Source organism: Rossellomorea aquimaris TF-12 (assembly GCF_001648555.1).
Taxonomy (GTDB): domain Bacteria; phylum Bacillota; class Bacilli; order Bacillales; family Bacillaceae_B; genus Rossellomorea; species Rossellomorea aquimaris.
Genome location: NZ_LQXM01000003.1, coordinates 1 through 17,482, shown reverse-complemented (window position 1 = coordinate 17,482; position 17,482 = coordinate 1). Strand labels below are relative to the sequence as shown.

The window sequence follows — 17,482 nt, the reverse complement described above, 5'->3', positions numbered from 1 at the left end:
AAGATTCCCTACTGCTGCCTCCCGTAGGAGTCTGGGCCGTGTCTCAGTCCCAGTGTGGCCGATCACCCTCTCAGGTCGGCTACGCATCGTCGCCTTGGTGAGCCGTTACCTCACCAACTAGCTAATGCGCCGCGGGTCCATCTGTAAGTGGTAGCTAAAAGCCACCTTTCAACATTTCCTCATGCGAGGAAATGAATTATTCGGTATTAGCCCCGGTTTCCCGGAGTTATCCCAATCTTACAGGCAGGTTACCCACGTGTTACTCACCCGTCCGCCGCTGATATCAGGGAGCAAGCTCCCATCAATCCGCTCGACTTGCATGTATTAGGCACGCCGCCAGCGTTCGTCCTGAGCCAGGATCAAACTCTCCGATAAAAGTTTGAATAGCTCTTGTGTTACTTGTAAATCTAGAATTAACGTTGACGTTTTGTCTTGTTTTGTTCAGTTTTCAAGGTTCAATGTTTCAATGGTATAATTGGAGCGGGTGAAGGGAATCGAACCCTCATCATCAGCTTGGAAGGCTGAGGTTTTACCACTAAACTACACCCGCATATTAAATTTGAAATGGTCGGGAAGACAGGATTCGAACCTGCGACCCCTTGGTCCCAAACCAAGTGCTCTACCAAGCTGAGCTACTTCCCGGTTAGAAGTATATGTATTTCTTAAAGTATTTCTGCACTCGCTTGTAGAAAGGAAATAAGATGGCGCGCCCGAGAGGAGTCGAACCCCTAACCTTTTGATCCGTAGTCAAACGCTCTATCCAATTGAGCTACGGGCGCAGTATGTTGTAATGACGTTTTTGGTGCGGCCGAGAGGATTTGAACCTCCACGGGGTCGCCCCCACTAGGCCCTCAACCTAGCGCGTCTGCCATTCCGCCACGACCGCGTTTTAAGCGACAAACATTATTATATCGAGGATTCTTTATTATGTCAATACTTTTTTATAATCTTTTCAAAAGTGCGGGTGAAGGGACTTGAACCCCCACGCCTTGCGGCGCCAGATCCTAAGTCTGGTGCGTCTGCCAATTCCGCCACACCCGCATGTATAAATGGCAAGATATTTTGCTTTTGCAAATATCAATGGTGAGCCATGAAGGATTCGAACCTTCGACCCTCTGATTAAAAGTCAGATGCTCTACCAACTGAGCTAATGGCTCGTAAGTGGCTGGGCTAGCTGGATTCGAACCAACGCATGTCGCAGTCAAAGTGCGATGCCTTACCGCTTGGCTATAGCCCATCGTTCTAAAAAGTGACGAGGTTTATATATTAACACGATACACTTTTTAAAGTCAAACCTTTTTTTCGAAAAAATCTGGCGGTCCGGACGGGACTCGAACCCGCGACCTCCTGCGTGACAGGCAGGCATTCTAACCAACTGAACTACCGGACCAAAGTTTTTGGAAAGCAAATAACTATCATTAATTTGCTGTAGCATTCGCTCTCAATCTTAAAATAAATCAAAAAAAATGACCCGTACGGGATTCGAACCCGTGTTACCGCCGTGAAAGGGCGGTGTCTTAACCGCTTGACCAACGGGCCACGCTAATAATTGTAATGGCGGAGAAGGAGGGATTTGAACCCTCGCGCCAGTTGCCCGACCTACACCCTTAGCAGGGGCGCCTCTTCAGCCACTTGAGTACTTCTCCATAAAAATGGCTCCGCAGGCAAGATTCGAACTTGCGACCGATCGGTTAACAGCCGATAGCTCTACCACTGAGCTACTGCGGAACGTGAAGTAATCTAACGCTATTTGGTTTGTCTTATCGACTCTTTAGATTATAATTACTCAGGTATTACTTGTCAACCATTTTAAGAGACTTTTTCACAAATGGAATACCTCATTATTGAACTTTTTCAATCTGTAACAAAGACGATTTTCTCCTTAAAAACCAGACTTCCTTTACATCGTCCACAAACATATTTTTTCGTGTTGATTTTTCTTTTTCGTCTAAATTCCAAACTACACTTTGAGCAGTTATAGATTAAATAGGTTTGCTTCTGTTTTTGATTAGGTAAGGTCGTGCAATACCTTGAACCTCCTACCTTATGAAGAAGCTTCTTAAAGTCTTGATCTTTATGTTTAAATCCTCTTCCTTCTATATGAAGGTGATAATGGCATAGCTCATGTTTGATGATACCGATTAATTCAGATACACCATGCTCATCCAGATATTTACGATTGATGTCTATATTATGGCTTTTCAACATATACCTTCCACCCGTCGTTCTCAGCCTTGGATTAAAGAATGCTTTGTGAAGGAAGGGCTTATAAAAGAAATCGTTTGATATTTTTTCTACAAGTAGCTGCAGCTCTTCATTTGTCATTTGAAATCCTTCTTTCTTCATTGAACATGACAACCTATTATAGCATACACTATATATCACCCTTACCGTTTAGACACGTTTAAGTAACTCGGATTTCACTTCGTCGAGGATAAGGAGGTATCCTTATGCCAAATTGGCTCGTTAATCAAATGAGGAAAGCTTATTTTGAGAAAAACAGATATCAGATTAAACTCCTTAATCAGTGCTGGTATTTTTATCGTAAGAAAAACTGTTCCTAATTTATACATGAAAAAGCTGACTAATTCTAACTAGTCAGCTTTTCCTTCTTCCTATTATTGAATCATCGTTAGGGCGACTCTACCTTTTTGAACATCTACACTATCAACCCAAACGGTGACAACGTCTCCTACTGAAACTACATCTAAAGGGTGTTTTACAAACCCATTCTTTAATTTAGAGATGTGAACAAGACCATCTTGTTTTACACCTACATCAATAAAAGCACCAAAGTCCACCACGTTTCGAACAGTCCCTTGCAGCTCCATCCCTTCTGTTAAGTCTTCCAATTTCAAGACATCTTTTTTCAGTAAGGGTTTTGGGAACTCATCTCGAGGATCTCTTCCTGGTCGAATTAATGCATCAATAATATCTTTCAACGTTAATTTACCAATGCCGAGTTCTTCTGATGCTTCTTCTAAATTGATTTGAGAAAATGCCTGTTTTAGTTCTTCTGTTCCGATTCCATTTGTATCAAAGCCAACTTTTTCCAGAAGCTTCTTAACCTCGCTGTAATTGTCTGGGTGAATAGGGGTGCGATCGAGAATTTCTTTGCCGTCCATAATTCTTAAGAATCCAATACATTGCTCGTAGGTTTTCGCTCCGAGTCTTGGGATTTTTTTCAGCTGATTTCTGGATTGAAACTTTCCTTCTTCTTCTCTTTTCTTCACAATATTATTGGCAACCGTCTTGGATAGCCCCGCTACGTACTGCAATAATGAAGAAGAGGCAGTGTTTACATTTACTCCTACTTGGTTAACTGCTGTTTCAACAACAAATGTTAACGACTCGTTTAGTTTCTTTTGAGAGACATCATGTTGATATTGACCCACCCCAACAGATTTGGGGTCGATTTTCACCAGTTCCGCTAAAGGGTCCTGTAGTCTTCTAGCTATGGACACGGCACTTCTTTCCTCTACCTGCAGGTCAGGGAATTCTTCTCTAGCGACTTCCGATGCTGAATAAACACTCGCTCCCGCTTCGTTCACAATCAAATAAAAAATGTCTTTCTCGACTTCCTTTAATACGTCAACGACAAATTGCTCTGTTTCTCTAGAAGCCGTACCATTCCCTATAGCCACTACCTCTATGTCATATTTACTTATAATCTTTTTCATTATTTCTTCAGCTTTTGACCGCTGAGACTTTGGTGGATGAGGGTAAATCACATTTATATCAAGAGCTTTACCTGTTTCATCGATGACAGATAGTTTGCACCCTGTTCTGTAAGCCGGATCCACACCTAATACCATCTTGCCTTTCATAGGTGGTTGCAGTAATAGCTTTCTTAAATTCTCTGAAAAGATATGGATTGCTTGATCTTCTGCCTTATCTGTTAATTCATTTCGTATTTCTCTTTCAACGGATGGCTGAATTAATCTTTTATAGCTATCCTCGATCGCTTCTTTGACGAATTGCACTGAAATGGAGCGAGGGTTTTTGATTACTTGCTTTATTAAAAAGTCTAGTATCCCCTCTGCATCAGGTTGAATATTTACTTTTAGTACGTCCTCCTTTTCCCCACGATTCATAGCAAGGACTCGGTGAGGGACAACCTTATGGACAGGCTCTTGGTAGGAATAATACATTTCAAAAACTTTCTTTTCATCTAATTCTTCTTTTTTTACCTTGGATTCAATTAACCCTTTTCTGAAGGTGTTGTTTCGTATGTATTCTCGATAAGATGCTTCGTCAGAAATCAGTTCTGCTATAATATCCTTCGCTCCATCTAAAGCTTCTTCAATGGAGTGCACTTCTTCTGATAAATATTTAGATGCTTCTTCCTTTACGTCTCCAGAAGTTGGGAAGGTTAAAAGCCATTCTGCAAGGGGCTCCAGTCCTTTTTCTTTCGCCACTGTCGCCTTTGTGCGTCTTTTTTGTTTATATGGACGATACAAATCTTCCACCATTTGCAGTTTTTCTGCTTTTTTTATTGCTACCGATAGTTCATCAGTTAACTTCCCTTGTTCTTCAATAAGACGAAGAACCTCTTCTTTCCTTTGTTCCAAATTTTGAAGGTAACCCCATTTATCCATGATATTACGAATTTGAACTTCATCCAATGCACCCGTTTGCTCTTTCCGGTAACGAGCGATAAATGGTACTGTATTTCCTTCTTCAAGCAATGAAATAACATTTTTTACGTTTTTATTGGATAAGTTTAGTTCTTTAGAAACTCTCTGCATTAAATGTTCTTGACTTGTTAAAGTTGCTCCCACAAATATAACCTCCATCTAAAATGATTCTCACTTCATCTTACCACAGTCTTAATTCAACGAAGAAAAGGCAAATTCTGAAGAAGATAGACAAAAAATAAAAGCTTACCCCAAATCTTAGAGTAAGCTTCCTATAATATACGTTGTATCGTCTGCAGTACCATCGACTAAGGATTGAATATCACTTAGAGCTCCACGTAATGTCGGATACCTCTGTAGAATATTCTTTACTCCTGAAATATTTAATCCATCTGAGTGAATAAGGAATCGAGAATTCGTATCGTAGCTGAACCTCTGAGTTTTATATACCTGAGGCCTTCCTGACAGATACCCTGTTACTGGTAAGGGATAAGTCATTTTGCCTTCTGGGGAATACATATAGAAGCGAATATTTCCAACGCAACTATAAACAAATTCCTTTGAATGAAAATACGCTTTAATAATGGCAACTGCTGCACCACGCTTCTTCTGAAGGGCATCATTACACAGTTGCATAATCGTATCTACATCTTCGTGATGATGTTTTTCAACAATTTCTACGACAACATGAGAGGATTCATACGCAAACTTACCACTACCTAAACCATCAGCCAAAACACAGATAAAGTAATCATTTGTAGACATATAGTAGTAGCTATCACCACAATATGGATTATCATTTTTCGATACTTGTTCTGCGTACAGTTCTATTTCATTTTGTTGGAGATAAGGCATTAATAATGACTCTCCGAATCGAACATTTCTTCCTGGATAGCTTCACGCAGCTTTTTAATAGCTCTTCTTTGCAATCGCGAAACATGCATTTGGGAAATTCCGAGTTTTTCTCCAGCTTCTTTTTGGCTCAGGTTTTCAAGATAAGTATGCTGAATGATAGATTTCTCTCTGTCAGATAGAACATGAAGGACTTTTTCAAGAACAAGACGCTGGTTTACTTTTTCATATCCTTCGTCTTGATCACCTACTATATCTAATATGGTGACTGTGCTTCCTTCAGAATCAGCTTCAATGGAGTGATCCACTGATAACGCTTGATAACTTCTACCCATTTCCATCGCTTCTAATACTTCTTCTTCACTGACTTCTAGATATTCGGCTATTTCATTAACCTGAGGAGAACGTTCTAATTGATTCGTCAACTCCTCAACGGTTGCTTTAATTTTAGGTCCTAGCTCTTTAATTCTTCTAGGTACGTGCACACTCCACGTTTTATCACGAAGAAATCGTTTGATTTCTCCAATAATCGTTGGAATGGCAAAAGCTTCAAACGACCTTCCAAAGGATTCATCGTATCTTCTTATTGCTCCTAGCAGACCAATCATTCCGACTTGAATAATATCCTCGTGAAAAGATCTTCCTTTTGAATATTTTCTTGCTATGGACTCGACAAGGTTCTGATAATGCAAGACCAACTGGCCTTGGGCATCATCATCCTGATTTTCTTGGTAATCTTTAATCCATTGAAGTACCTTTTCTTTTTGTGCTTGTTGATTAGGTTGAGATAGTTTTTTCATCCTTCTCCACCTGCTCTCCCGAAAGGAACTTCGTCATAAAGACCGTCACTCCCTCTTGATGATGCACCTTTACGTCATCCATAAGACTCTCTATAAGGTAAAGACCCAACCCACCTTCTCTTAGAAATTCTACAGAATGATCCGCGTGATATGGTCCGACAGCACTTCGAATCGTTTTAAAATCAAAGCTTTCTCCATGGTCCGCTACCATTACTTCTAGGCGATCTTCGTAAAGAGCAAAGCCTACCACTACTTCACCGTCATTATCTTTATACGCATGTTGAACGGCGTTGGTAATCGCTTCACTTGAAGCAATCTTTAAATCTTCAATTGCATCATAATCAAAGCCCATACGGCTGGCTATTCCTGAAAGTGTCAAACGAATAACCCCTACATATTCTGGTTTAGCAGGGATTTTCATCTCGATGTAATCAAATGCTTGCATCATTCCACTCCACCTTCTACTTTGGAATTAATGTTCATAATATCCCCTAAACCTGTAATATCAAACAACCTTTGTAAACGATCGGATAGTCCAACTAAATTCAGTTGACCTCCACGAGCACTTACGGTTTTGAATATACCTACGAATACTCCTAATCCAGTGCTGTCCATATAGGATACATCGGAAAGGTCTATCGTGATATTTTGATTATCTACTTCAGCAGAGGGTTGAAGAGTTTCTTTAAGTTTTGGAGCTGTATATGCATCAATTTCTCCTGCTACTTTAACAAGAAGCTCGTTCTCTTTTTCTTTCAAATCTATGGATAAGTTCATAAAAAGACCACCTTTTAATTTACATTATATTAAGTCTATATTCTTTTACCCTATATGATTGAAGTGTAAACAACTTTTAGGAAATTCTTTTTATAATAATTAAAGTAAAGTCGTCACGAAGCTCAAAATGCTGAAGTTTTTCAAGTTGCTTATATACATTATTAACAATTTCCTGAGGAGGCAGGTGATGATATTTACTGATCAATTGTACTAAGTCTTCTCGTTCTAAGAACCCTTCTTCCGTTCGGCATTCTGTTACACCATCGGAAAGTAAAATGATCAGATCTCCAACTTCAACCCTTCTCTCATACTGTCTATACTTCGCCTTTTTATCTACACCTAGCAGGAGGCCTTTTGCATCAAGATCTTCGAATTCATTTGAAGTTGCATTGAAATAAAACCCTGGTTCGTGTCCTGCAGACGAATATGAGAACAAATGAGTTTTCGGATTGTAGTCACCATAGAACATTGTAATAAACATGCTGGCATCAACATTTTGTTCCACAACTCTATTTAAGCTTTCTAATACTGCCGATGGTTCGTGTCGGTACTCAGGTAAACTGTCCATGGCATACTTAATCATGGACATGCAAAGAGCTGCAGGTATACCTTTCCCTATAACATCAGCAATGGCCACACTGACACTATCATTTTCATCTTGCACAAAGTGATAGTAATCACCATTCATTTTTTTAGCAGGAACACTGACAGCACCAATAGCAAGTTCTTTAACAGTTGGTATGCTTGTCCCAAGAAGAGTCTGCTGCATATTCGAGGCGACATCTATTTCATTATTTAGTTCCTGCTGTTTACTTCTTAAGCTTTGATGTTCTCTATAGGCAAAGCCATACCCGATCATCACTTCTAATAAAATGTCAAAGGAATGCAGAACATGATGCGGTAAATCTGGTTCCATTTCTAATATGACACTTTTATGAAGACTGATAATTTCTTCAGGTGAGATATGGTGTTCTATTGATTTACGACTAAATTTCTGCCCTAAATAAAGGGCTTTTTCGTCTTGTTCATTCAGGTAATTCTCTATTATCTCTCTATATTTTGAATCCATTAAATCTCTGAAATTCATATAACTCCCCCTAACGGAGCCACTTAGTCGCCCTGATATCTGTTCCTTCTCCTGGAACAGACTCGACGTTAAACTCATCCATCAATCGTTTAACACCAGGCAAACCTGCTCCTAATCCACCTGATGTGGAATATCCATCTTCCATTACTTTTCTTATATCATTAATTCCGGGTCCATCATCAATAGCAATGATTCGCACACCTTTTTTACCGGCGTCAAATAGCTTTTCAATACAAATTTGACCATGACCAGCATAAAGATAAATATTACGTGCTAATTCGCTAATAGCAGTAGTGATACGGGCTTGGTCCACGGTTCCAAAGCCAAGCTCTTTCGCAACATTTCTACCTAACTGGCGGGCAGCAACGATGTCCCATTCATTCGTGATCTTCACGCAGGATTGGCTATCCATTCCTAGTCCCCCAGTTCCAATTGTAATTTCTCTAGACCTTTTTCTAAGTCTAAAGCGGTTAGGACATCCTCTAACCTGATACCAAGCTCAATTAACGTAATGGCTACTGCAGGCTGAATACCAGTAATAACTACCTTTGCTCCCATTAACCTTGACATATTTATAACGTCTCCAAGAACTTTTGCGATAAATGAATCAATAAAGTCGATAGACGTGATATCAATTACTACGCCTCTCGCACTCGTTTCATGTATTTTTTGCAAAAGATCTTCTTGAAATTGAAGGGCTGTTTGATCATCCAACTCCCATTGAATGGAAATCAACAGACAGTCATGCAGCTTTAAAATTGGTATTCTCACTCTAATCCCTCCGTTGAAACAATTTGTCTATTCGTCATTTCAAGAGCTTTTTCGATTCCTTTTCTTAATGTACTATTTGTACTAAATTGATTTAAATTAATTCCAAGGTTAACGATCGTCTGGGCGATTTCCGGTCTAATACCCACCAGCATACATTTAGCTCCTACCAGTCTGACAGCTTCTGCCGCCTGAATAATATGGTGTGCTACCATTGTATCGACTACCGGAACACCCGTTATATCAATTAACACTACTTCTGCTCTATGTTTCACTACGCCATTTAGCAGGTTCTCCATTATTAAACGGGCTCTTTCTGTATCAATGGTTCCAACTAAAGGCATAACAGAAATTTTTCCAAAAACAGGAATCAAAGGTGCCGATAACTCTTGCAACGCAATCTTTTGCAAGGAAACCGTTCTTTCCCATGACTCTGTATAAGCGCTTATCACCTTGTTATACATAGGCGTTAGCCATTTATCGAATTCTTCTATCTTTGAAGATTGGTTTTCTTGAGTAATGATCCCGTCTTTCGTCATTCCTTCATAAACTACTTTTCCGAAAGCACTTAAAGCAGTAGTCACAAACGTCAGAGGCCATCCCAGTCGGACGACTTTTTCAGCAAAGTCCTCTAATCTAGTTGTGAACTCATTAGAATCTCTTAAGCTAGCCGCAATCATTTCAACAAACTCATGGCTTGTCTTAGTAAAAACCTGATTAGAAACGACCTGAAGAAACTTCTCATCTGCTTCTTCTTTCATTCGCTCCATCCAGATGCCGGTTATATCTGACTTATTATCCTGAATATAATCCGTGACTTCAGTAAACATTTAATTCTCCCCATTCTATCATATGAAATTTATAATCATACTTAACTCATAAAGCTGTAATCAAACTTTAAAGTAATTTGATTCTTTCATTACAAAATAATTATATCCCATTATAATTGTAACAAATAAATACCTATTTGAAAAAGCCTATCGCTTATGATGTTTTCACAATTACTTTATCCATTATAAATTGTTGAAAGGGATTTGTCATAAAATTGATTATATTTACATTATATAGCTTGTATCAAGGGGGTCATTTGTCCTTATATTCCTTAAAAAACACAAAACAAAAAGGCTTATTGATCTTTATTTTGTCGATCAGTAAGCCTTCTGGTTTGCAGTTATTTTCGTCCCATTTTGTAACGTGATAATCGTTTCACACATTGAAGAGATCAAGCTAAAATTGGATTAAACCGACACTTATTTGTAAGGCGTCATCCACTTTTTCCATCATCTCGTCATCTAAGTGTGTAATCTTATCGGTAAGACGTTGTTTATCAATCGTTCTAATTTGTTCAAGCAAGATAACAGAATCACGTTCAAAACCATAACGTTTCGCATCAATCTCAACATGAGTAGGCAGTTTAGCTTTTTGAATTTGTGCAGTAATAGCCGCAACAATAACTGTGGGACTGAACCTATTTCCTATATCGTTTTGAATAACCAGTACCGGCCGAACTCCGCCTTGTTCTGATCCGACAACAGGTGAAAGGTCTGCAAAATATACGTCACCACGCTTAACAATCAAAGGATTAACCTCCGCTTACTAAGCGTTCGACTGTATGTTCTGCCTCATATTCTGCTTGAATCGCTTCAGAAGCGATCGCGAGATTAATTTTAGCCATTTCCATATAGCCGCGTCTCATAGATTCACGTAATTGTCTCTTTTTACGCTCTCGTAAATACATTTTTGTTGCACGATAAATAAACTCATTGCGATTCACATTTTCTTGATCTGCAAAGCCGTCTAATTCTGTAACGAGCTGTTGCGGTAGACGAATTAAGATTTCTGTTGTTGCGCTGGATTCAGACACAAACTACACCTCCACCAATCACTACATACCGTTTCGTTCATTAACATATTTATCATACCATCAAATAGTGGGAATGAAAAGACAATTTATCAATCTCTTCTATTATCCACCATTTAAAATATTATTTATTCATGGGATTTGAGGATTTCTATTTTCCGCATCTATATTGGAAGATAAGAGTTTATTGGAAACTTCCGTTGGTTCTCCGTTTCTTAAATAGATTCGAGGTACCCTGGTTGAGATAATACATGGAATCTCATAATTAATCGTGTCGAGCTTTTGAGCGATTTCATCCATTGTAATTTCCTCTTGACCCTGTTTTCCAATTAAAGTTACTTTCGATCCAGGTGTTAATGGATCCGGTAAACTTATCATACATTGGTCCATACATATTCTACCAACTATCGGAGCACGTTTGCTGTTTACAATGACATGTTGACCCTGAAGTCTACGCAGCCATCCGTCAGCATATCCGATTGGAATCGTTCCAATCCATTCCTTCTCACCTGTTTCATAAGTAGCTCCATAGCTTATTTTCTCTCCAGCTGAAAGCTCCTTCGTGGAAATGAGTCTGGAATGAAGAGAGAATACCGGCCTTAGAGGAAAGGGTAATTCAGGCTTCACCTCTGCAGATGGAGAAAGTCCATACATGGAAATCCCAACCCTAACAGCATTAAAATACGTATTCGGCTTCCTTAACGTTGCAGCGCTATTAGACGAGTGGATATATGGTGGCAGCTCATCTAATGATTGAAGCATTTCTTCAAATACTTTTAGCTGTTGCTCAAGGTAAGCATCATTTAGCTCATCAGCTGTTGCATAATGAGTAAAGATTCCTTCTAATTCAAAACTTGAATGGGTTGCGATACATTTCTCTATCTCTTTTAATTCTTTTATGGTTCTCACACCTATCCTACCCATCCCAGTGTCACATTTAATGTGTAGGTGTAGTGAGTCTTCCTTTGTCAATTGCTTTTCTGCTTCTACCAGCCATTCTTGACTAAAAGTAGTTAGCGAGATTTGTTGTTCAGCAGCCATCTTTACGTCTTTTGGACGTGTAGCTCCCAGTACAAGAATAGGGGATTGAATTCCAGCTTTCCTTAAGGAGAGGGCTTCGTCTAAGAAAGCCACCGCCACTCCATGTGCTCCTGCTTCCAAAGCGGTTAAGGCCGTTTGAACATCTCCATGACCGTAAGCATTCGCCTTTACCACTGCAAACATTCTCACATCTTGGGGAATGTGTTTTCGAATGTTTGTTACGTTCTCATATAAATTGTCTAAATTTATTTCCGCCCAAGTATCTCGAAAAAATTGCGTCTGCGTTTCCACACTTTTCACTTCCTCATATCTATGCACAAAACATTGTCATTCTATTCAAGAATACCATTGATTATTCCTCTATGCCTCTATTGTGTCAAATACAATTATTTCTATCAAGAAAAACGATAGGGGCAAATGGCTGATTCAATTTCAAGCAATCATTCATTGTTGAAGAATCAGTAGGAAAGACTGTTGATACGCTCGTACAATTATTTATATGTAGAATGTTATCTTTTGTCTGGATAAAGGTTTATGTTGGCAAAAAATGATTGCTGCACTTTGAAAATGTTCTTCTTTAAACGAGTAAGGCCTTTATATTAGTCTATATTAAGAAGGAGACTCAACTCATTCCCCTATGAAAGTGAGCACCTTGCTGTAAAAACTACTCCACTCTTTTCAAACAACAGCAACAATCTTTAAGAAATGAATTTTGCAAAAAAATGAGCATCACACCGTTCAAGCAAGAAAAGAGACGAACCTATTAGGCTCGCCCCGTTTTGTGAGAATTATTTTACCATGGAACCTTGTACTGATTGAGCTAACATCACCATCTCAGATGGTGTTAAATCATTAGAAGCCAGCATGTAGTCTACACCATTATTCGTCCAGGTGATGGAGCGGTCAGTCATGGCTGCCACTGTGAACCCTAGATCAACCAGTTCACCTTTTAAGGATGTTGAAACAGTCATAGTTGGAACGAATGTTGTTTTCTCTTGAACAATCGTAAAGGATTTTTCACCGTCATACGTTAGGATTACTCGTTTACCGGTATCAGTGGCTACTTCCTTCTCTTCCACTAACTGCGTACCCGTAATTTCTGACATAGGGTACAGAACCGTAAACTCTTTATCTTCTACACTTGCCGTCACAGGAACTTCAAGTTGAGCACCCGTCATATTTTTCTTCATGTCGAAGTCTTTTTTGTCAAATGCCGCTTTCATATCCATTTTGGAAAACTCAACCTTCACAAGAGAGTTTTGGTCAGCATCCATTACATTAACCGACGCAGGAGAAAGATCCTTTTTATTGAAGGCAATCTCTTGAGTTGGAAGCATTTGACTATTTTGATAGCGTGTTTTTGTATTGAAGATATAATGGTCTTTCGTCTCTTTAAATGTAGCCTCTTTGTCTTTCAATACATCTTGAACAAGAGATTCATAGAGGTACGCTTGACTACTGTTTTCTGGCCAGTCGCTTTGGAAACGGAAGCTTTTGTTGAGGGCTGGAGTTAAGACAAATACCCCGTCATCGTTACGCAGAATCATTTGACTTTGATCCTTCGCTGCGTTTTTCAGTGCTACTCGATAATAATTAGGGTCATTATGCCACACTTCAACATCATAGGTTTGGGGTTCTTCTCCCACTTGAAGCGTCATTTTTGCGTCTGCCTTATACCCTTTCATATCCTCTACTTTTGCCTTTAAATCTTTCGTTACATCTTCTTTCGATTTTTCACCACAAGCAGCCAGCATAAGCACTGCTAACATGGCCATCACTAGTACAACTAGCTTTTTCTTCATTTTTTCAACCCCTTTTGTCTCAGGATAAACGTAAATGAGAGAGGGGAAAGCTAGCCGTTTAAGAATGGACGATTCTTATAGAATGCCCCGTTCCTCACACTCGTGTTCAATGGAAATTGATCAAAGAACCGCGATTGTTAAATAACTAGCCTTGTCTCTCCTATTGCACTACTGAATATATGAGACAACCTTAGGGATTATGCTAGTGAAGATGACAAGCAGAGAATATTTTTATTCTTCTATTATGACTTGTGCAGCTGCAAATTCTTTACTATGGGTGATAGATAAATGAGCCTTTAGGCCGGTTGGCTTTGAAAAATAAGGCTTTCCATTCTGATCCTTACTGATTTCAATATCCAGAAATGAAAGCTCTTCTCCGATACCCGTACCATTTGCTTTGGAGAAAGCTTCTTTTGCAGCAAATCGCCCGGCAATATACTCCACTCTCCGTTGTTGTGTTAGTCTGGACAATGCTTCTTGTTCCTTTAAGGTTAGAATCCTATTTATGAACTTAGGCTGACGCTCCACTATTTTTTGAATGCGGGTGATTTCAATAATATCTAATCCAATTCCTTTAATCATATGTAAATCTCCTTCTATTCTTGTCCATTTAAGCATATAAATAATACGAATGATTCGTTATTTTTCGCCTTTTCATATACTATATAACTATCTTATAAAATTGTTTGCTGGAGGGTACAACATGTTTGTCCGTACAGAAAGTTTTTCACAGTTTTTGCGACAATACCCCATTATATCTATCATTATTTTCATTCATATATTGCTCTTCCTTGTTAGTTCTCTTCCTATTTTCCCCCAAATGTGGGTGTATGAACAGCTGGCTGGTGTAAATTTATTTATTAAAGAAGGAGAATGGTGGCGGTTGATCACTCCCATATTTGTTCACATCGGGTTTGCTCACCTACTCTTCAACTCATTTTCCCTTGTCTTATTCGGTCCGCCTTTAGAAAAATACTTAGGCAAATTAAAATTTATTGGTCTTTATTTTGCAAGTGGTATCTTCGCTAATATCATTACGTATCTTTTAAAGCCCCTTACTTACAGTCATGTGGGAGCATCAGGAGCTATTTTCGGTTTGTTCGGGTTTTATATTGCCATGATTATGCTAAAAAATCACTTTATCACGAGAGAAAGTCGCCAAATCATCCTTCCTATTGTAGTCATTGGTGTCGTGATGACATTCATGCAGTCCGGTATCAACATTACCGCCCATATCTTTGGGTTACTTGGTGGATTTATTATTGGATGGATTTCTGGCAAAAGATACTGAAAGATAAAAGGTGGCCCATTCTAATAGTGGGCCACCCTTTTTATATGGATTGATTATACGAAAACCATGATGCAACGGTTTTTATATCGTCTCTTTCTAAATCGTGAATAGCGCTTGAATACCCAGTTCCACCTGACTTCACCGTGGTGACCAGACTCCCTAAATTTTTTCTCGATTGAAACCAACTTTCTTTCGTATCGAGGGATTGAATCCTATTTTTCTTCATATACATGGTGTTTTTCAAGAACCCTCTATACTGCAAGGACAATTGAGTACCGTCAACCTTCCATCCACCTGCCCGATATTGATAATACCCAAGGACACTAAGGGGAATGACACTTAGGAAACTGAGGGCACCAAGCGGGAAATACAAAATGGTCACAATGGTTCCCGGAATGAGAATCCAAATCGTTCTTCTAAAAACGTACCTTTTTAATGAGCGCTTTGGAAGTCTCTTAAAGTCACTAACAATTCTATAATCATGGAATATCCCATCCAACAGGTCAGCAATTCTCTTCTTTTTCACAAGAGGAAAGAGCTTAATCGTTGTGCTCTCCTTATCTAAAACGGAGCCTCCAGCATTTTCAATTTGAACCGTACAATAGCCTAACAGCTGTCTGATCGGATTCTCTACAACACGTATTCCCTGCACGCGATTTAGCGGGACGGTTACCTGCTTTTTCTCCAGTAACCCTCGAGTGATCACAATGTTTTCATCGACGATCTTCACCTTGAACTCTCCATAAATAATAAAGGTCCATGCAATTGAAAGAAGCCAAGCAACGATTAATAAAACAAATGAAAGAATCGAGACGATGAAAATACCACTTTTAATAAATACCGCTACCTCTTCATATACCGCTTCATACGGTATCAGCTCATTGAATTGCGAAAAGAACACGAAAACACCTGATAAAATAACACCAATCCCACCAGAAGTCGTGGCCAGAACCCAGATATCCTTAGGACTCATATTAAATAAGATTTTACCTTTCTCGGCAGTATCCTGAGTCTCTGTTTCAGGTATTTCACGTCCCTTCTTTTCACTATAAATAATCTTTTCAAGCTCTAGAGCCTCTTCTTTTACAATAGCCGTCAATTCAGCTTCAGATTCTCTCGGATTTGAAGAGCCTGCTGTTTCAACCTTCACCTTCACTAATCCAAAAGGTCTATGAAGAATACCTTCTGAAAAGTTCAGGCTTTGGATACGGTCAAAAGGAATATACCGTTTCTTTTTAACGAAAAGACCGTATTCAATTCTGAGTTCCCTATCTTCCAATCGGTAAGTAAATCGAAGCCATTTCACTATTCCTGCAACTAATACAAACACAAGTACTGCCACTATGGATAATATAGGAATGTAATCCCAAAAACCGCTTTTTTCCCCATTATTATTCAGCACAAATATTAAGACAAAGGGTATTATCAATTCTTTTAATTGTTTCACAAAGCTTGCAACAGCCGAAATAGGATGTAAACGCTTATGCTCAGACATCTTCTTCTGCCACCCTTGCAAGTAATGAAATCGAGTTTCTCAATTCATCCGCTTCCCCTGTATCTAATGCAGGAATTTCATGAACAGTCGCTGCAGTTGAGATTGTGATCGTTGATAAATGGTACTTTTTCAAAATAGGACCCTGCACCGTGTCTACATGCTGTACCCTTACCATTGGTATCAACGTTCTTTTTACAATGAAGATTCCTCTTTGAAGCTCAATTTCTTGCTCTCTTACTTCATACCTCCACCTTTTCCACCGCATGGTCGGTATTAAAAACACCAATAAATATGTAAATAGGATGATAACGATTATAGCGATTGCGATCATCCATGTTGGCCAATTAAATAAGTATGACAATACAATGACTGCTATGGCTACTGCCACAAACCCAAGAGTTTGAAACAACCCATAAAGCTTCCAGACCTTCAACGCTTTTGGCGATATCCTCTTTAGTGACTCAACGCTCACACCAATCCCCCCTTACTCTATGTATAAATCTTACATTATATTTACGTTTCGGAACAGGATGGGTTTCATAATTTCATTCAATGGTAAACGAAGCTTTGTCTATCCACTTAACCTCTGTAACTTCTTTCAAGTCCTCAACTAATTGAAATAGGGCATCGTCCTTCCACTTGGCTTCAATCATACAATCAACTTGATCAACGGTTTCTTTTATCCCATGTAAAAAATCTAAAAACATCTTTGAATCAATTGTATCTCCATGTGCTTTAAACTCTTCAGGTGAGCGGGGACTCGAAATGTGCATTTTAACAGATAACGGAGATTGACTCCACGTCTGAACAATTCGATCCCAATCCAACTTCCAATCCCTTTCGTTGTATGCAAGGTGGTGATGATAATCGAATACAAGAGGAATCCCCAGCTTCTCACAAAGATATAAAGCATCCGCTGCACTAAACACCGTATCGTCATTCTCTAACATAATCATTCGTTGAAGTGAAACAGGGGTCAAAGCCCAATTATGTATAAATTGCTCCAATGCCTTCTCCTTGTCATCATAAGCTCCTCCAACATGAAGCACACACCGGTGAGTGGGATCAATG

19 protein-coding genes, 11 tRNA genes, 1 rRNA gene and 1 pseudogene are annotated in these 17,482 nt (G+C 39.1%); 2 read left to right on the top strand and 30 right to left on the bottom strand.

Annotation, left to right across the window (positions count from 1 at the left end):
• From IQI_RS01165 to IQI_RS01105, 13 genes are all read right to left on the bottom strand, one after another.
• Positions 1-375, bottom strand: a 16S ribosomal RNA gene (locus IQI_RS01165); the annotation flags it as partial.
• Between the two features lie 101 nt (positions 376-476).
• A tRNA-Gly gene (locus tag IQI_RS01160) sits at positions 477-550 on the bottom strand.
• Positions 551-565: 15 nt separating this feature from the next.
• A tRNA-Pro gene (locus tag IQI_RS01155) sits at positions 566-642 on the bottom strand.
• Between the two features lie 60 nt (positions 643-702).
• A tRNA-Arg gene (locus IQI_RS01150) sits at positions 703-779 on the bottom strand.
• A gap of 21 nt (positions 780-800) precedes the next feature.
• A tRNA-Leu gene (locus tag IQI_RS01145) sits at positions 801-886 on the bottom strand.
• 73 nt (positions 887-959) lie between these two features.
• Positions 960-1,041, bottom strand: a tRNA-Leu gene (locus IQI_RS01140).
• A 40-nt stretch (positions 1,042-1,081) separates the two neighbouring features.
• Positions 1,082-1,157 (bottom strand) — tRNA-Lys (locus IQI_RS01135).
• 5 nt (positions 1,158-1,162) lie between these two features.
• Positions 1,163-1,237: transfer RNA gene (locus IQI_RS01130), tRNA-Gln, on the bottom strand.
• Positions 1,238-1,313: 76 nt separating this feature from the next.
• Positions 1,314-1,390, bottom strand: a tRNA-Asp gene (locus IQI_RS01125).
• A gap of 77 nt (positions 1,391-1,467) precedes the next feature.
• A tRNA-Glu gene (locus IQI_RS01120) sits at positions 1,468-1,539 on the bottom strand.
• Positions 1,540-1,555: 16 nt separating this feature from the next.
• A tRNA-Ser gene (locus tag IQI_RS01115) sits at positions 1,556-1,646 on the bottom strand.
• Between the two features lie 7 nt (positions 1,647-1,653).
• Positions 1,654-1,728, bottom strand: a tRNA-Asn gene (locus IQI_RS01110).
• A 126-nt stretch (positions 1,729-1,854) separates the two neighbouring features.
• Positions 1,855-2,346 (bottom strand): SprT family protein, encoded by a 492-nt coding sequence (locus IQI_RS01105; protein ID WP_408006812.1) that lies wholly within the window; start codon positions 2,344-2,346, stop codon positions 1,855-1,857.
• A gap of 104 nt (positions 2,347-2,450) precedes the next feature.
• On the opposite strand from IQI_RS01105, the gene cmpA reads away from it, so the two are divergent.
• Positions 2,451-2,564, top strand: a complete 114-nt coding sequence (cmpA, locus tag IQI_RS20465) for a cortex morphogenetic protein CmpA (protein ID WP_156509811.1) — start codon at positions 2,451-2,453, stop codon at positions 2,562-2,564.
• 54 nt (positions 2,565-2,618) lie between these two features.
• Here cmpA and IQI_RS01100 read toward each other — a convergent pair whose 3' ends face one another.
• The 14 genes from IQI_RS01100 to acpS form a co-directional block, all read right to left on the bottom strand.
• Entirely contained in the window at positions 2,619-4,781 is a 2,163-nt protein-coding gene (locus IQI_RS01100; protein ID WP_408006810.1) for a Tex family protein, read from the bottom strand.
• A gap of 114 nt (positions 4,782-4,895) precedes the next feature.
• Positions 4,896-5,492, bottom strand: coding sequence for a PP2C family serine/threonine-protein phosphatase (locus IQI_RS01095; RefSeq protein ID WP_064091076.1), 597 nt, complete (start codon positions 5,490-5,492; stop codon positions 4,896-4,898).
• Positions 5,492-6,289: an RNA polymerase sigma factor SigB gene (gene sigB, locus IQI_RS01090; protein WP_064091075.1), complete on the bottom strand. Its 798-nt coding sequence runs from the start codon at positions 6,287-6,289 to the stop codon at positions 5,492-5,494. The genes IQI_RS01095 and sigB overlap by 1 nt, the downstream gene beginning before the upstream one ends.
• A complete protein-coding gene (gene rsbW, locus IQI_RS01085) occupies positions 6,267-6,734 on the bottom strand; it encodes an anti-sigma B factor RsbW (RefSeq protein ID WP_064091078.1) in 468 nt (155 codons plus the stop codon). The genes sigB and rsbW overlap by 23 nt, the downstream gene beginning before the upstream one ends.
• Entirely contained in the window at positions 6,734-7,066 is a 333-nt protein-coding gene (locus IQI_RS01080) for an anti-sigma factor antagonist (RefSeq protein WP_064091074.1), read from the bottom strand. The genes rsbW and IQI_RS01080 overlap by 1 nt, the downstream gene beginning before the upstream one ends.
• Before the next feature lie 76 nt (positions 7,067-7,142).
• A complete protein-coding gene (locus IQI_RS01075; RefSeq protein WP_064091073.1) occupies positions 7,143-8,153 on the bottom strand; it encodes a PP2C family protein-serine/threonine phosphatase in 1,011 nt (336 codons plus the stop codon).
• Between the two features lie 10 nt (positions 8,154-8,163).
• The gene (locus IQI_RS01070) at positions 8,164-8,565 is read right to left on the bottom strand and encodes an anti-sigma regulatory factor (RefSeq protein ID WP_064091072.1); all 402 of its coding nucleotides are present in this window, start codon (positions 8,563-8,565) and stop codon (positions 8,164-8,166) included.
• Between the two features lie 2 nt (positions 8,566-8,567).
• Positions 8,568-8,924: an STAS domain-containing protein gene (locus tag IQI_RS01065; protein WP_034763058.1), complete on the bottom strand. Its 357-nt coding sequence runs from the start codon at positions 8,922-8,924 to the stop codon at positions 8,568-8,570.
• Positions 8,921-9,751: an RsbT co-antagonist protein RsbRA gene (locus IQI_RS01060; protein WP_064091071.1), complete on the bottom strand. Its 831-nt coding sequence runs from the start codon at positions 9,749-9,751 to the stop codon at positions 8,921-8,923. The genes IQI_RS01065 and IQI_RS01060 overlap by 4 nt, the downstream gene beginning before the upstream one ends.
• A 397-nt stretch (positions 9,752-10,148) precedes the next feature.
• Entirely contained in the window at positions 10,149-10,499 is a 351-nt protein-coding gene (ndoA, locus tag IQI_RS01055) for a type II toxin-antitoxin system endoribonuclease NdoA (RefSeq protein WP_006838214.1), read from the bottom strand.
• A gap of 4 nt (positions 10,500-10,503) precedes the next feature.
• Positions 10,504-10,785: a CopG family ribbon-helix-helix protein gene (locus IQI_RS01050; protein ID WP_032085355.1), complete on the bottom strand. Its 282-nt coding sequence runs from the start codon at positions 10,783-10,785 to the stop codon at positions 10,504-10,506.
• 129 nt (positions 10,786-10,914) lie between these two features.
• Positions 10,915-12,114, bottom strand: a complete 1,200-nt coding sequence (alr, locus tag IQI_RS01045; RefSeq protein ID WP_064091070.1) for an alanine racemase — start codon at positions 12,112-12,114, stop codon at positions 10,915-10,917.
• 497 nt (positions 12,115-12,611) lie between these two features.
• Positions 12,612-13,625, bottom strand: coding sequence for a LolA family protein (locus IQI_RS01040; RefSeq protein ID WP_064091069.1), 1,014 nt, complete (start codon positions 13,623-13,625; stop codon positions 12,612-12,614).
• 231 nt (positions 13,626-13,856) lie between these two features.
• Complete coding sequence (gene acpS, locus IQI_RS01035; RefSeq protein WP_064091068.1) at positions 13,857-14,207, bottom strand: holo-ACP synthase; 351 nt, start codon at positions 14,205-14,207, stop codon at positions 13,857-13,859.
• 121 nt (positions 14,208-14,328) lie between these two features.
• Between acpS and IQI_RS01030 the strand changes: the two genes are divergently transcribed.
• Positions 14,329-14,916, top strand: coding sequence for a rhomboid family intramembrane serine protease (locus IQI_RS01030; protein ID WP_064091067.1), 588 nt, complete (start codon positions 14,329-14,331; stop codon positions 14,914-14,916).
• Positions 14,917-14,956: 40 nt separating this feature from the next.
• On the opposite strand, the gene IQI_RS01025 is transcribed toward IQI_RS01030, so the two are convergent.
• From IQI_RS01025 to IQI_RS01015, 3 genes and pseudogenes are all read right to left on the bottom strand, one after another.
• Entirely contained in the window at positions 14,957-16,411 is a 1,455-nt protein-coding gene (locus IQI_RS01025) for a PH domain-containing protein (RefSeq protein ID WP_064091066.1), read from the bottom strand.
• Complete coding sequence (locus tag IQI_RS01020) at positions 16,404-16,883, bottom strand: PH domain-containing protein (protein ID WP_064091065.1); 480 nt, start codon at positions 16,881-16,883, stop codon at positions 16,404-16,406. The genes IQI_RS01025 and IQI_RS01020 overlap by 8 nt, the downstream gene beginning before the upstream one ends.
• Positions 16,884-16,956: 73 nt before the next feature.
• Positions 16,957-17,482 (bottom strand): annotated as a pseudogene (locus IQI_RS01015) (UV DNA damage repair endonuclease UvsE); the annotation flags it as partial.